Origin of the sequence: Streptomyces sp. NBC_01288, from assembly GCF_035982055.1 — a bacterium.
Taxonomy (GTDB): domain Bacteria; phylum Actinomycetota; class Actinomycetes; order Streptomycetales; family Streptomycetaceae; genus Streptomyces.
The window spans coordinates 6,535,932-6,550,466 of sequence record NZ_CP108427.1; the positions used below are offsets into that span (position 1 = coordinate 6,535,932).

A 14,535-nucleotide genomic window follows, 5' to 3' on the forward strand; every position below is an offset into this window, starting at 1 on the left:
GCGCGAGGCGGGGGCGCCGGCGGTCCCTCCCGTCCGCCTGGGGGGGCTGACACGGGAGGGCCGTGGGTGAAGGGGGTGTGCTCTGGGTTCGTGCCCACTCCCTTTCAAGATCACACAAATTAGGGTCGACCCTATTCCTTGCTGATCATGGGGTCGCGAGCGTTGACGGGTGTCTCGTCCAACTCCACCCGACGATCGGGTCCTCGCCCGCCGCCGCCAGGTGGGGGAGCAAATCCGTCATGTGCGCGAGGCCCACAACCTCAGCCAGCCCGACGTGTGCGGGCGAGCTGGGATCGACGTCGCTACGTACAGCCGGATCGAGGGTGGCCGAGCGTCGCCCCTCCTCGACACCCTGATCCGTATCGCTGACGCAATGGGCGTCGAACTCGCCGAGCTCGTACGACTGGCGGCCGCCCCCGACGGGGGCCCGGGGACGGCCGCGTAATCCCGCTCCCGGCGCGGTCGGCGGCGCGACCGGGAGCGGAGCTATTCGTGCCACTCGATTCCTCTGGTGTCAGTGAGAGATGTGCGCCCGTTGTAGTAGTCGACGTGCCGCCGGTCGCTGTGCGGCAGCCTGCTGCAGTGCGCACCCCCGTCCGGGCGCTCCAGCCAGCAGCGCCCCGCCGCGCGTCCACCGGACTGCTCAGCCCGACGGAACCGGTCGATCAAAGAGGTTTCGGCATCAACCCGCTCCTCCCCTTGCGCGGCGGTGGAGGTGACGGTCACTGGGGCACCTCGCGGAGGTAGGCGATCACGTACGGCCGTTGGTCGACGGCGGGGTTCCAAGGACGGCGGTGGTCCAGGAGGCCGTAGCCAGCGATACGCAGGACGCGGCGCACCCGGGCGATGGCGCTGTGCCACTCGTCCGCGGAGGCGGTCCGGCCGCCAGTCCACATGACCATCCACGCGCCGGTGGAGTACGGCGGCCAGTGGTGGGTTTCCAGAGTGCGGCTGACGTAGCTCTCCAGGTGGCTGTCCCCCAGAACCTTGTGGAGACGCCAGCTCGGATCGCGTTCGGGCCACTTGTAGGTGGGGTGCACCTCCAGGTGGTCCCAGCCGTCGGCGGGGCTGGGTGCCAGGGTCGCGCCGACCGGCAACCGGGCTGCGATCAGCGGCTGGTACCGATCGACGCCAGGTGTCCGGCGCGGACCGGGCGTCCGGACCGCGTAGCCGAGGGATTCGAGTCCGGCCGTGACCACTGCCAGCCTGGTCTGCCAGTGCTCGTCCTGCTCGGATGGGGGGATGTCGTGGTCGGGGTACCAGTCGACCTCGACGCACAGGTCGGAGGTGGCCGGCCAGAGAGCCTGGTGGAGGCCGATGGCCCGGCACCAGCCGTGTCCTGGCGGGATCTGCCGGGACACGATGGGCGATCTGCCCTGTGTGCCGGTCTGCACCCAGTGCTCGCCGAGCCGGAGCTGGTCGAGCTGGTGGTTGACGAGGGCGGCGGCGCTGCGGATCGGGTCCGCCGGGTTGTAGACGACGGTCGTGGGCGAGGCAATGGTCATCGCGGCACCAGCCTGTCGTAGTGGCCGCACAGAGTGCGCACTAGGCGGGCCAGCCGGGATGCGATCGACCCTCTGATCGCGTCCGTGTCGCCCGGCCCCAGACCCAGGCGCATCAGCTGTACCTGGCCGACACACAACAGGGCTGATACGCGGTTGGGGTGGCGCTCGGGGAGCTGCTCGGCCCAGGCCTGGACGGCAGGGATGAGCGTCTCGATGTGCGCTCGGTACGTGGATGCGAACGTCTCCAGTTCGGCGCCGGAGAAGCGCTTCTCCGGCGCGTCTCGGGACTCGGGGTCGTTGGGGTCCGACCGGGGGATGTCCGCGGCGAGCACGAGCTCGATACTGCCTCGAATGGCCCGGATGTCCGGGGGCGTGGTAACCACCAGGGTGCTCATGCCGACCGCTCCGCTCCGCTGATGGACGGCGAGCAGTCTTCAAGAGCAGCCCGGAGAGCGTGTGCGTCGGTGATCCAGTCGCCGTCCCCGGGGCAGACTCGCCAGTGCGGGCCTGATCCCGCCGTGCAACGGGGCGGCGGGATCGTGAGGGTGCCGCCCTTACCCATCGCCTGTGTGCCTTCGACCGCCCACTCGGCGGCGGTGCCGCGCGCGACGAAGTAGTAGACGACCTCGCTGGGCGGGTACTCAAGTACGGCGCCGCAGCGGGTCCCCAGGATGGCCATTGCGGCGACGCCGAGCTGGCGCGGTACGCGGATCACATCCCAGGCCTGGCCCGCGTCTTGCAGGGTGCACCCCGCTGCGGTGGGCAAATGTGTGGTCGGCATCGTGGCTCCTCGAAGCACGGCGATCAGGTGTGCTTCAGAGTGGTCCTCCTTGAGGCAAGAAACGAGGACTTCAATAGGTCTTCTCAGTGCATCGAATGGGACTTTCGTTAGCCCTACGGGGTGACGGGTAGCCAGACAGCGGACTCCAGGTGACACTGTCCGCAGCGCTCGACATGGAGGTACACCAGTGCCACGGCCCGCAGGCAACACCCGGCTCAAGGCGGCCATGCTGGCGGCCGGATTCGGATCGCAACAGGCGCTCGCCGATGCCCTCGGCGTTGGCGTCCGTCAGGTACGACGCTGGGCGTCCGAGGACCCGCCGTGGCCGCAGCCGGACCAAGCGCAGGCTCTCACGCGCGAACTCGGTCAGGACCTTGAATCGTTGGGCTTCACCCCGCCGAACACTGTCCACCCCGATCGCGGCCGCCGCTCCGTTCTCGCGGCCACGGCCGCCGTAGTCGGGCTGGCCGCAGTCCCGACGCAGACCGTCACTGTGCAACCCGCCACGGTGGCCGCAGACTTCCAGGCCGTCACTCGATCCCACCGGCGCCTGTACTGGTCTGTTGCTCCTGCCACGCTGCACCCTGCCGCGCAGGCCCACGGCTCCCTTGGTTGCGCCCTGCTCACGGAGACCGCCGGCCAGACTCGGCGGACCGTTGCGTCAGCACTCGCAGAGTCCTACCTGCTCGCGGGGCGCATCGAATTTTTCGACATGCGGGACGCCGACCGGGCCGGGAGTACTTTGCTGCTCGCGCTCCAAGCTGCGGGTGAAGCCGACGATCCGCTACTCGGAGCGGCGATCCTCGCCCACACCGCGTTCATCCCCGCGTGGGAAGGCGATCGCGACAGGGCAGTCGAGCGGATGGTCGCCGCGCGCACATACGCCCGCCGAGGTACCGCTTCCGCAGAACTGCTCGCCTGGCTGGACGCTGTTGAGGCGGAGTGCGAGACCCGGTGTGGCAACACGCGCACCGCACTCCATCTGATCGGGCACGCCGAAGACATACTCAGCGCTGGCTCCGAGCACCAAAGCCCGGACTGGCTGGACTGGTTCAGCCCTGTTCGGCTCGCGGCCTTCAAAGGCAACACGCAGTTGAAGGCCGGGCACCTACCCCAGGCGAGGGAAACCCTTCTCGGAGTGCTCGACACACTCGATCCGAGCGAGGAGAAGCAGACGACTGTCATTCTTGGCGACCTTGCCGCCGTTGAGGCCGCAGCCGGGCACCCGGGCGAGGCATGCCGCTACGCCGTACGAGCGCTCGACCAGCTCGAACGGACCTGGTACGCAATGGGTATGGACCGGGTGCGCGAGGTGCGGCGCACCCTTGCGCCGCACCAGCACGAGAAGTGCGTCCACGACCTCGACGAGCGTCTCTACGGTTGGTCGACGACGGTCAGCGCGCTGTCCCGTTGAACTGGCTGATGAGACCGGACAGTTCGAGGAGGCTCTCCACCCGAAAGGTGGGGAGCTCCTTCGCTTCCTGGGTGTTCCACTGGATCGTCGCCCACGGACCGCGGCGTACGAGCGCGGTCGGCATGCCAACCGCGACGGCCGGCCGGAGGTCGTTATCGACGCGGTCCCCCACGTAGAGGATCTCCTCGACCTCGAACGGCACAACCTCGGCAACGCGGTCGAAGAACGCGATGTCCGGCTTGCTCGCGCCCCAGTCGTCCGAGGTGCCGATCAGGTCCACATCGTTCGTGAACAGCTCGCGCAAAATGCGGCCCGCACGGACGGTCTGGTTCCCGGCGATACCCAACCAGAGGCCGTCGGCGCGGAGTTGCATCAGCGCCGGGCGGACGTCTGCGTACAGGTCGTCCTCGCCGAAGTGCTCCGGCTTCCCGGCCTCCGCGCGGCGCTCACGTTCGGCGTAGAGGTCGAAGCCCGGCTGGAACTCCTGGAATGTCTCGCGGTAGTCGCGGCCCTGCGCGATGACCGCGCCGAACATCGCGTGGAAGGTGTGCCGCGGCACGCTGAGCCAATCGGCCCAGGTCCCGTACTCCCGGGTCTCGTCTACCAGGCACTCACCGACATCGAACATCACTGCACGAATCATGGCGGCAGCGTAGCCGGGCGCACCGAAAGGCCCCCTCCCGCCCTGAGGCGAGAGGGGGCCTTTCGGTTCGTCAGTGGTGGCGGCCGTCGTCAGTGTTCGATCAGGTCTGCGTCTCTGGGGTCCGGCTCCGGTACCGGAGCACCGAGCCGGGTGATCGTGCTCTTCAGCACCAGCATGTACCGGTAGAGGGCGCCGATGCGTGCTCGGTCGGTGGCGCTGGCAGCTTCGAGCTGGCGGATCCGGCGCCCCTGCCGTACGACCATGCGGGCGATGCCCTCCACCGTCGTGAGGTCGGCGTCGTCGGGATCGTCTTCCATCGCGGGCGCGAGCGCTGGTGCTGACGGTCCGGTATCCAGTTCGCCGCCCTTCGAGCGGGTGACCAGAGCGATGACGATCGACGTGACCGACCCCGCCAGGATCGACAGCAGCCCGAACAGGGTGCCGTCCCCTCCGTCCACTACGCCCCCTCTCTCGCCGTACGCGCGGCTGTGCGCCGCAGCTGCGCCACCTCCCGCAACAGACTCACGTACCGGCGGACCGCGATCGTCAGGATCACCAGGAGTGTCGGCCCGACCAGCCACGTCAGCCCGTTCGTCACGCCCTGCGGGAACTCGCCCAGCGCGCGGGCCGAGCAGTAGGCGAACGCCCAGATGATCGGTATGCCCGTGGCGGGGATCAGCCCCATCCAGTCCCTGCGATTGGGCAGGACGGCCGCCGCGCAGGACAACAGGCCTGACCCGATCCACGCCCACGCCCACACGCACATCGGCGCGATCGACGTGAGCGCGGCCGCCCCGCGTACGGTCCCGTACCTCGGGTCGCCGAGGAGGCCGATCCCCCAGTTGATCCAGAAGCATCCGACCGCGAGGAGCCCGGCGCCGAGCAGCCCCAGGCGCCGGCCCGCGCTCTGCGCCAGGCGCACCATCAGCTGTCCAGGCGGCTGCTGTACGCCGAGGTGTTGGTGATCGGGGGCAGCGCGCCGCCGGTGTCGGGGTAGGCCGGCGGCCGCGCCCAGCCGAGGAGGAACCCCGCTACGCGCTGTAGCCCGTTGCCGCGCAGCCGGGTACCGATGAACTCGAGGAGGCGGAACGCCACGTAGTAGGCGAGGACCAGGGTGACAGTCACCGCGCTGGTGACCTTCTCCGAGTCGATGGTGACGCCGGCGCGGACTGCGAGCGTGAGCAGCCACCCGGCGATGAGCGGGACGAGGGTCCGCATGACGGACGGGAAGAGCGAGGCAGGCATGGGCCAGCCACCTTTCTGTGATGGGGAGTTGGCCCCGGACGTTGAGGTCCGGGGCACGATCAGACGTGGATCCACTCGCCGTTGCGCACCCAGCCGTGCAGGCCGCAGCAGGACCACAGCAGAGACGGTTCGAGGTGCAGTGGTTCGCGGGAGACGAGGGTGTGCGCGCCGGTACCCGCGGCTACCCAGCAGCCGTCGTGCACCTTGCGGTCCTCGGGTACGCCCTCCAGGGACCGGCACCAGTGCCAGAACGTCGGGTTGCTCTCCTGGGCGAGCCACCCGAAGTAGATGTCGTCCGTCAGCCGGGTGACGGTCATCTCCAGGCCGGGCCAGTCGGACGGTGGGGTACCGCGGTCGTGGCTCATCACGCCACGACGGTGAACAGCCCAGTCTGGGAACCGAGCTTGCCGAGGGAGGTCTTGCCGGGGATGCCGTTGGCGTCGTCGCCGGTGTAGCCGAGGTGGCGCTGCCACTTCGCGTACGCGGCGACGGTGGTCGAACCGAACGAGCCGTCGCCTGCGTAGGTCTTGGCGAGGTAGCCCAGCTTCACCAGGGCGGCCTCGGTCAGGTTCGTCCCCGTCATATAGGTGACGTGGCCCTGCTTCGCGGACGGGTCGGCCTTCGCCGCGGCGATGAGCTGCGACAGATCAACACGCGGCCTACTCGGCGTGGTTGGCGTGGCCGGGCTTCCGCCCGGCTTCGTGGCGAGTTGCTTCTTCACGTCGGCCCGGAAGTCGTCCATGTCGAAGCTGGGGTCGATCTTGCCCGGCTGGACTTCCTTGTGCCCGGCGACGGAACGTTCCGTCCAGCCGTGCGCCCGGCACAGGGCCGTGGCCCAGAGCACGGCCTGCCGGTACTGGTCCGTCGGGTAGGGGTCCTTGCCGTTGCCGAGGTTCTCGATCTCCAGGCCGTACAGGACGTCGTTGCCGTCGGCGTTGGCCTGGTCGTCGTGCGGTAGCGGGGACTTCTCGGCGCGCAGCGCGTTGAGGACGTCGAGGTCGACCAGGCCCGCGTGGTTGGCGCGGCCGGAGCCGATCATCCACAGGCCCTCGGTCTTGCCCAGCCAGGAGTGGCAGAGCGGACCGGGCAGATCGGATCTGCCGTTGTAGCAGATCTCCTTGTCACCGTGCCCGGCCGTGTGGTGGATCAGCACGCCGATCACGGGACCGAAGGTCTTGCCGGTCGCCGAGTCCCGGTTGTGGGTCTTCCAACCGGCGTGCTCGTGAATGGTCAGGCCCTCGGCTCTCAACACGGTGAGTAGCGAGGTTGCGGACAGGGGTGTGGCCATGCGGCCCTCCTCGGGGCATGAGAAAAGCCCCGGCCAGCTGGCTCGGGGCGGACGGTGTGGGGACGTGCGTCGGGCTACAGGTCGGCGCTGGTGACCGTGATCCGGCTGATGCTGACGACCTGGTAGTCGGCGGCCGCGGCATAGGCCTCGGCCAGCGCCCGGACTGCGGTGTCGGCGGCGGTGAGGTCGGCGGCGGGCGGGAATCCGGAGACGACGAGCTGGGTGGTGGAGCCGCCGTCCTGGCCGTTGTCGTTGACGGTGACCTGGTACAGCGGGCTGGTGGCGGTGCCTATGGGCACGGGAGTCGTGAAGTCCATGCGGGGCTCCTCAGGCGGCGGCTTCGTAGACCGCGGTCATCCGCAGCTGGTGGGTGGAGGCGAGGGTGACCGGCACGGTCGCGGCCAGCTGCGACAGGCTGGTCGTCGTTGCGTTGGTCGACATGAACGGCGACGTTGTGGTCGCGGTGGGGCTGATCACGACCTGCCCGCCCCACCGGGGCCCGGCCAGCAGATGTGCGTTGCCGATGTAGGCGGCGCCCGCGTTGGACGCGGCGGCAGGCAGGTCGAAGCTGTAGCCGCCGGAGCCGTAGGTGGTGGTGCTGCCCATCGTCAGGTTGACGTGGGCGATCACGGTGCGGCCGATCTTCATGTACCGGCCGACGAGGGTTCCGTTGCCGAGGACCGGGTTGGTGGTGATCGCGGTCCAGTTCGGGGTGTACGTCGACCATGCGGCGAAAACGCTGTTGAACTGGTCGCGGATCTCCTGGTTCATCAGGGCCGCGCTGACCACTTCGCCGACGACCCAGGTCCTGGGGGCGAATGTCATCGGGATGCCTCCTCGGCCACGGATGCGAGCGACGTCGGCGGGGTGCCGGCCAGCACTGCGGAGGCGAGAGCGTTCGCCAGCTCCATGCCCTCGGGCTCAGGCTCCGCCGGGGCGGGCGGCCGGTCCCATGACGGGTCGTCGGGGTGCCACCAGTTCCGCTCGTGCGGGAGTTCGTCCGCGACGCTGGCTTCGGCCGCGGCCGGGTCGTCGGGGTAGATCAGCCGGACCCAGCCGTAGCCGCACTCGGTGCAGGCCATGCGCTGGTCGGCGGGGGTGACGACCTGCGCGGAGCCGCAGGGGCAGTCGGCCACCCACCGGTTGTGGTTGATGCGGGCGTAGATGCTCTGCCCGATCACGTACCCGTCCGGTGGGACGAGGCGGCGCTGCTGGCGCAGCTCGACCCAGCGGAACACCCGTTCGGCGGGGGCCACGAGATCCCAGGTCCCGGGCTGGTTGGACGGGGGAAGGTAGAACGTCTCCGCCCGGATGACGGCGATCGGCATGCGGGCTCCTAGTAGGCGAGACGGGTCGTCGAGTCGAGGACGCTGTACGTGGTGTCGTCCAGCACCCACACGGAATCGCCGTTGGTGGTGCTGGTGTGGAACTGGATCAAGTGGCTGCGCTCTTTGATCGTCTCGGTGTAGCCCTCAACCGTGACGCGCACCGAGGAGAACGGCGCCTGCGCGGGCATCGACGTGACGGAGAAGTAGGAGCTGATGTCGGCGGCGAGGATGGCCAGGTAGTTGGACATCGTGTAGGCCTCGATCGGCACCTCGCGCAGTTCCGGGCCCGGGTTGGCGTAGCGGGACACTCGCCAGTACGCGGCGTCCAGTACGGAGTTGTCCGAGGTCTTGAGGATGGACAGGGAGCCTGGGTCGTAGACGCCGAACGCCAGGATGCTCGCGGGCGCGGTCACCTTCTGTGTGGCGCCGCCGGGCCGGGACGCTTCCAGGCTGTTGATCAGTTTCTGGTCGTCGTCGGCCAGCCCGACGCTCTTGGTCTCCAGGTCGGCGTAGGCGATGGTGAAGCTCTCGCCGGCAGTCGACGGGTTGTAGCGCCAGTCGCGGGACTGGAAGGTCATCAGGTATTGGTCGCGGGCCGCGAACAGCTTGGCCGACTCGGTGCTCTCCACTTCCCGCATCCGTGCCACCGCGCCGGTACCGCCTGGTCCTTGGGACGCGATCGGGTCGAAGGTGGATCCCTGGACGATGACGTCGACCAGGCCCACGTACGAGCAGAACCGGGCGATCCGGGTGTCCGCGCTCTCGCCTGCGTTCCCGGTCATCCCGGAGGCGTAGTGGGTGGCGAGGACGCTGCCGATCGAGGGGCGTGCGTACAGCGCGACGTGGGCGAGGGATCCGGACCACAGCCGCGTGCCGCGGTATCCGCCGATGTGCAGGAACCGCTGGTCGAATCCGTCCGTGACCGGGACGGACGCGTCGACGCCGACGCCGTCGACGGAGACGCTTCCGCTGAGGGTCTGGTCCCACTCGAAGTGATGCCAGCGGCCGTCGGCCAGGCCGCTCGTGCCATCGACCGTTGTCACGGTGAGGGTGCTGGATCCGGAGTCGGTCCATTCGATCTGCAGGGCGCCGCTGGCCGAGAGCGATACGACCTGTACGCACTGCAGGTCCGGTGAGTACAAGCCGAGGATTGCCCGGCCGGTGGTCGTGGTCTTGAACCAGCCTTCGACGGAGAACCGGTTGGCAGAGAGTGCCTGTTGGGTGGCCGCGCCCAGGTCGACCGTCAGATACAGCCCGGCGGTGGCGGTGGACGGGGTGAGCGTGGGGGTGCTGTCGCCGGTGGCGTCCGGCCCGGTGTCGGTGCCCATGGTGAGCGTGCCGCCGGTCGAGACCTGAGTGATGGCCATCGACGACAGTCCGTTGCCGGACACGTCGCCGGCACTGGTTGAATCGTCCGGCTCAGTGAGCGGGTAGTACGCGTCGGGGAAGAAGTTGGCGATCTCCTCCGTCAACATCGACCGCAGGGTGGGCAGCCTGTTGAGCCGCTTGAACAGATCGGTGCACGTGACCGAGACGTGACTGCTCAGGCCTTCGAGGTCGACGGGGAACTCGTTGACCACGCCGTAGAAGCGGGGCCTGATCTCGGCGCCGACCAGCGCCCACTCGATAAACCCGGAGGTGCCGCCGGTGCGCGTGGTGGGGAAGTCCGCCGCCACGGTGTCGGTCGTGACCCAGGCCGGGGTGGCCAGGGTGCGGCGGGTCGTCCACACGTAGCCGTCACCGGACGTCTCCCAGTACACGGTGCCGGCCGACTCCCGCACCCGCACCCACGCGTGGTCGATCGCGCTGTACGTCAAGTTGGTCGGGGTGGCGTCCGAGAATCCGGTCTGCGTCATGGCGGCCAGGAAGCCGGTGCCTGCGTCGTACCGCCAGCCCAGCCGCGTCCCGGAGGTGGCCGAGTTGACCCACATGCTGGCCGCGCAGTTGGAGCTGCCGTTGAGCGCGGGCACGGCCGCGAGCTTCGCGGTGAGCTTGCTGCCCTGCAGCTTCCACTGCCTGCTGCTGGTGAAGCTCGTGTCGACGCCCGGGGCCATCATGATCCGCAGACGGGCCTCGCTGGTCTCGACACCGGCCCCGCCCGTGTTCGTCACCCAGAGGGTGGAGTTGACCCGGCCGTCGTCGAACGCGTCCCCCAGCATCGCGAGCGGGTAGGGCGCGGACCCGGTCAGCGTGGGCATGACCGACACGCTGATCCGGATCGGCGCGTTGCGCCGCACGTACGGCGAGTAGGGCGACGCCGAGTAGCCCGGGGTGAAGCGGCCGTCCTGGTTGTCCAGCCGCAGGCTGGCTGTGCCCGGCTGGGTATCCGACAGTTCGTCGGAGGCCCCCCTGGTGATGGTCACCCCCGTGACCGTGTCCACGTAGGTGCTGATGTCCGTCCACGTGATCGTGGCGGGGTACTGGATCAGTCCGCCCCAGCCCATCTCGGCGAACAGGGCCACGCGATCACCCCCCTACCTTCAGCGAGACGGTGGCGCCTTGAGCGCGGCCGAACTGCACCAGGACACGCTGGAGTTCACGGCCCACGGCGACCGGGTCCATGGCCTCGTGCACGTCGACCTGCACGTTGTAGACGACGCCGCCGCCCGCACCTGCGACGGCGGGGCGGCCGGCGACTGCGGGACGTCCCGTCATACGGCCGGCCATCGTCTCCATGGCGCGGTCGACGTGCGGCAGGCCCGCGATGACACCGACGGCCACACCGCGGGCGGTGTTGATCCCGTGCGGGATCATCTTGGTCGCGGGCGATTTGATGCCGAGAGCCTTCTTCAGACTCTTCTGCATCGACTTGGCCAGCTTCTCCATGGCCTTCTCCAGGTCCCCCTCCTGGGAGAGGAGGCCTGTGAGGAAGCCTTTGCTGGCGTTCTTGCCGCTGTCGTACAGCCGGTCCGCGCCGACCTGGCCGAGCGTCGTCGTGGACTTGTCGAGCTGGGACTGGAGGGAGTTGATCGAGTTGAAGGTTCCCTTGTCCGCGCCGACGAGAGCGCTCGCGTAGGCGTAGCCCGCGTCGGGGCCCATGTCGAGGATCTGCCTCAACAGGCCTTTGCTCAGGCCCTTCTTGGCGAGGATGTCGATGTACTTCGTGAACTGCTTGACCTGAGCCAGCTTCGACGACAGGCCGGCCTTGATGCTCCCAGCGGAGACCTGCTCTGGCTCCAGGCCCAGGTTGGACAGGCCTGCGCCCTCGCGCGCGTTCTTGGTGACGTCGGACGCGTAGGCCTTCGCCGCGGCGATCGTCGCGGCGACCTTGTCCCGCTTGGCCGCCAGGGTCAGGAGCTTCTTGGTGTCCTGGTCCACCATCTTGACCAGGCCGGACTCCTTCTTCCCGGAGAAAGCCGTCTTGATGTCCTTGACCAGGTCGGCCGACACGGACTTGATCTTGGCCTGGGTGCCAGTCAGGCCGATGATGAAGCCCTTGCCGGTGTCCGCCGCCAAGGCTTTCGTCTTCTTCGACGGCGAGCGGATCTCCAGCTCGTCCCTGATGCCGGCTTCCACTCCGGACGCCATCGTCCGGGCCGCGCTGTTGACGAGCGCGGTCGCCCCGGCCATACCTGCGGCCAGGCCGCGGCCGGCCTCCATCCCGGCATCCGCCGTACCGCCGGTACCGGTCAGCGAACCGAGCGACAGCTTGCCGGAGTTGAGAGCCTTCAGCAGCGGCAGGTACTGCCGGGTGCGGCGGGCGTTGACGACGAACTCGTTCTTCGATAGCCACGGCGCGAAGATCGAGTCGGACGTCTCCGTGCCGGGGCCGCCGACCAGGCCGCCGTCGCTGTACCCGCGGTGCCGGAACCCGGCCCCCGTGAACAGACCGCCGGTCGCGCCGACCATGCCGTGGACGGACTTGCCGCCCGAGACGCTGCCCGCCGTCGAGTACGTCGTACGCACGTTGTGGTAGACCCACGTCGTGGCGCTCTTCCCGTTCAGCCCCCGCAGCGCCGCCGCGATGTTGGCGATCGCGGAGAGCGCGCCGCCCTTCGTGCTGACCGTCACGCTGCCGTTGGGCAGTCGCTTGACCTTCAGGCCGAACTGCTCCAGCACCTGTTCGCCCGACGCGCTGAGCGCTTTCAGCGTCACCGATTTCGTGCCCGGCGAGGCCTTCACGGCCGCGTTGAACGCGGTGAGGTCGTTCTGCGCGTCCTCCTTGTCCATCTTGAAGGTGGTGGTCTTGTTCGGGATCTTCAGGATCTGGTCGGCAAGCGCCGAGGCCTCGGCCTTCGTGAGGCCCATCGCTTCGGCGGATTTGACCAGCGCCGCCCTGCCGCGCGTGTAGATCCCGTTGGCGGTCTCCCACGAGGAGCCCGACTCCCGAGCGCTCGCCGCCGCCGAGTCGGTCTTGTCCGCCAGGTCCTGCAGGGCGGTGGCGGCCGTGCGGGCTTTCTCTGAGCCCAGGTTGAGGACGCCGTTCGACATTGACAAGGCGCCGGCGTTGTCCCGCGCCGCCTTGCTCGCGGCGTCGATGGACGCCTCGAAGCCGATCATGCCGCCGAGGCCGGCCCTCTGCACGTCGTTGAGGGCCTGGATGCTCTGCCGCAACCCGTCCGCGCTCTGCTTCTGGGCGTTGAGCTTGGTCTGGACACTCTGGGCCTGCGCGCCGAAAAGGCCCATCGAGTCGGCCGCGAGGCCTTGCTCGAACGCCGAGTCGCCGAGCGCGTCGTTGTAGTCGTTGAGCTGCGACGTGAACTTGCTGGTGTCCCGGCCGCCCTTGCCGTACTCGGCGGTGAGCCGCTTGAGCGCGGCCGCCGCCAGGTCCGACTGGCCGTTCGACACGAGCCCGGCGAGCGCCTTGTCGATGGAGTCGATGTTGTCCTTGGCGTCCTTGACCGGGGTGGAGTCCCACCCGGTCCAGCCCACCAGGAACTGCTGCACCTTGTCCGTCGTGCTCGGGTCGGTGAGCGCGGCGACCTTGCTGTGCAGGCCGTCCAGATCGTTACCGAACGCGCGCGCCGCCTCGCCGGTCACCGCCCCGGTCGAGCCCAACTGACGCAGCGAGTTGGTGAGCTTGTCGACGTCCGGCGGCGCCTGCCGCGAGTTCTGCGACAACTGGGTCAAGAGAACGACCAGCAGCCCGAGAGCCGTACCCGCGACAGCGACCTTCGCGGTGGTGGACAGGGCCATGATCGCGGCACGCGCCGCGGCCAGACCGCCGGGCGTCGCCGCGGCGGCTGTGCGCATCGCAACGAGCTGCCCGCCGAACAGAGCCAGCGCGTTGCGGCCCGCGGCCATGCCGAGCGCCGCCGCCTTCGTCACCTTCAACGCGAGCGCGAGCTGCAGGAACGTCGCGATCATGCCCGGCGGTACGGCGCCGACGAGATGAGCCGCGACCTCGACCACCTGGAGCAGGCCGACACCTACGCCGGTTGCCCCGTCGAGGACATGAATCAGCGCGCTCGCCACGCTCATCAAGACGCTCGCCACGGCCGGGCCCTGGGCGTGCGCCCAGTCCATGAACTCCCGTGCCTTGCCCCCGACTTCGCCTGCGTTCCCTGTGCGGAGCAGGTGTACCAGCTCGTCGTTGACGTTGTGCAGGGTCTTCTGCGCGAACGACGTGAATTTCGAGTTGAGACTGTCCAGGCCGGGCGAGGCCATCTCGCCGCCGACGATCGTCATGAACCGGTCGGTCTCGGCGCTCGTCGCCTTGACCAAGCCCTCGGTCTTGGGCAGCAGCGAGTTGAGGATCTCGATGCCCTTGGTGACCGCCGGCATCGTGTCGCCGGCCAGCGAGTCCGACCAGTCCTGGTATGTGTCCTTCAGGACGCCGAGTGCTGCCGCCGCCTCTCGCGTCTCCGGCGGGAGCTTACTGACCGAGGCCAGGTACTCGGTGTGGGCGGCGATCGCCTCCTGCGACCTGGCACCGCTCTTCGCAACCGCGTCCTGGTACTTCTTCTCGGACTCGGCCGCGTCGGAGAGCGCGCCGATCTGCGGGATGATCGCGGCGGTCATTGCGAGCGTGGCTACGGCGACCGTGCCCGCCCCGGCCGCGATCGGTGCCAGCGAGGCGGCGGCGGGGATGGCGGCCGGGGCAAGGAGCTTGGTGACCTTGCCGAGTTCCTCAACGGCTTTGCCGCCAGCCTCGCTGTCCCGCTGCAGTCCGGCCAGTCTCCGGCTGGTGCTGTCCGTGAGACGCCGCATGGCCGCGTCGCCGTTGATGGACGCGGTGAGCATTCGGCGGCCGAGCCGGTCGCTCGCGTCGCCTGCCCGGTCCAGGATCCGGCTGAGGTGGTCGCGGCCGTCGAGGATGAAGGTCATGGACGGCATGGAGTGCTACCCCCCGGCTTGTGTCTGCTGCGCGGCCTGGTGCCGGTCGATCCAG

The 14,535-nt window shown here is 69.0% G+C and carries 16 protein-coding genes; 2 read left to right on the forward strand and 14 right to left on the reverse strand.

Going from position 1 to position 14,535, the window contains the following annotated elements:
* Window positions 1-169: 169 nt before the first annotated feature.
* On the forward strand, window positions 170-445 hold the full coding sequence (locus tag OG194_RS29515) for a helix-turn-helix domain-containing protein (RefSeq protein WP_327403806.1): 276 nt from the start codon (window positions 170-172) through the stop codon (window positions 443-445).
* 277 nt (window positions 446-722) lie between these two features.
* Here OG194_RS29515 and OG194_RS29520 read toward each other — a convergent pair whose 3' ends face one another.
* The 3 genes from OG194_RS29520 to OG194_RS29530 are packed head-to-tail and all read right to left on the reverse strand — an operon-like array spanning window position 723 to window position 2,286.
* Window positions 723-1,505 (reverse strand): hypothetical protein, encoded by a 783-nt coding sequence (locus OG194_RS29520; RefSeq protein WP_327403807.1) that lies wholly within the window; start codon window positions 1,503-1,505, stop codon window positions 723-725.
* A complete protein-coding gene (locus tag OG194_RS29525) occupies window positions 1,502-1,900 on the reverse strand; it encodes a DUF6415 family natural product biosynthesis protein (protein ID WP_327403808.1) in 399 nt (132 codons plus the stop codon). The genes OG194_RS29520 and OG194_RS29525 overlap by 4 nt, the downstream gene beginning before the upstream one ends.
* Window positions 1,897-2,286 carry a hypothetical protein gene (locus OG194_RS29530; RefSeq protein WP_327403809.1) on the reverse strand — a complete coding sequence of 130 codons (390 nt, stop codon included), beginning with the start codon at window positions 2,284-2,286 and terminating at the stop codon, window positions 1,897-1,899. The genes OG194_RS29525 and OG194_RS29530 overlap by 4 nt, the downstream gene beginning before the upstream one ends.
* Before the next feature lie 187 nt (window positions 2,287-2,473).
* Here OG194_RS29530 and OG194_RS29535 point away from each other — a divergent pair, with 187 nt between their 5' ends.
* Window positions 2,474-3,700: a helix-turn-helix domain-containing protein gene (locus OG194_RS29535; RefSeq protein ID WP_327403810.1), complete on the forward strand. Its 1,227-nt coding sequence runs from the start codon at window positions 2,474-2,476 to the stop codon at window positions 3,698-3,700.
* Here OG194_RS29535 and OG194_RS29540 read toward each other — a convergent pair.
* The 11 genes from OG194_RS29540 to OG194_RS29590 all read right to left on the reverse strand — a co-directional run bounded on the left by OG194_RS29540 (window position 3,681) and on the right by OG194_RS29590 (window position 14,480).
* Entirely contained in the window at window positions 3,681-4,343 is a 663-nt protein-coding gene (locus OG194_RS29540) for an HAD family hydrolase (RefSeq protein WP_327403811.1), read from the reverse strand. The genes OG194_RS29535 and OG194_RS29540 overlap by 20 nt on opposite strands.
* Before the next feature lie 89 nt (window positions 4,344-4,432).
* On the reverse strand, window positions 4,433-4,801 hold the full coding sequence (locus OG194_RS29545; protein ID WP_327403812.1) for a hypothetical protein: 369 nt from the start codon (window positions 4,799-4,801) through the stop codon (window positions 4,433-4,435).
* Window positions 4,801-5,268 carry a hypothetical protein gene (locus OG194_RS29550; protein WP_327403813.1) on the reverse strand — a complete coding sequence of 156 codons (468 nt, stop codon included), beginning with the start codon at window positions 5,266-5,268 and terminating at the stop codon, window positions 4,801-4,803. Before OG194_RS29550 ends, OG194_RS29545 begins: the two co-directional genes overlap by 1 nt.
* Window positions 5,268-5,588: a hypothetical protein gene (locus OG194_RS29555; protein ID WP_327403814.1), complete on the reverse strand. Its 321-nt coding sequence runs from the start codon at window positions 5,586-5,588 to the stop codon at window positions 5,268-5,270. Before OG194_RS29555 ends, OG194_RS29550 begins: the two co-directional genes overlap by 1 nt.
* 59 nt (window positions 5,589-5,647) lie before the next feature.
* Window positions 5,648-5,956 (reverse strand): hypothetical protein, encoded by a 309-nt coding sequence (locus OG194_RS29560; protein WP_327403815.1) that lies wholly within the window; start codon window positions 5,954-5,956, stop codon window positions 5,648-5,650.
* Window positions 5,953-6,876, reverse strand: a complete 924-nt coding sequence (locus OG194_RS29565; RefSeq protein WP_327403816.1) for an N-acetylmuramoyl-L-alanine amidase — start codon at window positions 6,874-6,876, stop codon at window positions 5,953-5,955. The genes OG194_RS29560 and OG194_RS29565 overlap by 4 nt, the downstream gene beginning before the upstream one ends.
* Before the next feature lie 74 nt (window positions 6,877-6,950).
* Window positions 6,951-7,193: a hypothetical protein gene (locus tag OG194_RS29570; protein WP_327403817.1), complete on the reverse strand. Its 243-nt coding sequence runs from the start codon at window positions 7,191-7,193 to the stop codon at window positions 6,951-6,953.
* A gap of 10 nt (window positions 7,194-7,203) precedes the next feature.
* Entirely contained in the window at window positions 7,204-7,701 is a 498-nt protein-coding gene (locus OG194_RS29575; RefSeq protein ID WP_327403818.1) for a hypothetical protein, read from the reverse strand.
* Window positions 7,698-8,204: a hypothetical protein gene (locus OG194_RS29580; protein WP_327403819.1), complete on the reverse strand. Its 507-nt coding sequence runs from the start codon at window positions 8,202-8,204 to the stop codon at window positions 7,698-7,700. Before OG194_RS29580 ends, OG194_RS29575 begins: the two co-directional genes overlap by 4 nt.
* An 8-nt stretch (window positions 8,205-8,212) precedes the next feature.
* A complete protein-coding gene (locus OG194_RS29585; RefSeq protein ID WP_327403820.1) occupies window positions 8,213-10,666 on the reverse strand; it encodes a hypothetical protein in 2,454 nt (817 codons plus the stop codon).
* A gap of 4 nt (window positions 10,667-10,670) precedes the next feature.
* Window positions 10,671-14,480 (reverse strand): hypothetical protein, encoded by a 3,810-nt coding sequence (locus OG194_RS29590; protein ID WP_327403821.1) that lies wholly within the window; start codon window positions 14,478-14,480, stop codon window positions 10,671-10,673.
* Window positions 14,481-14,535 lie beyond the last annotated feature (55 nt).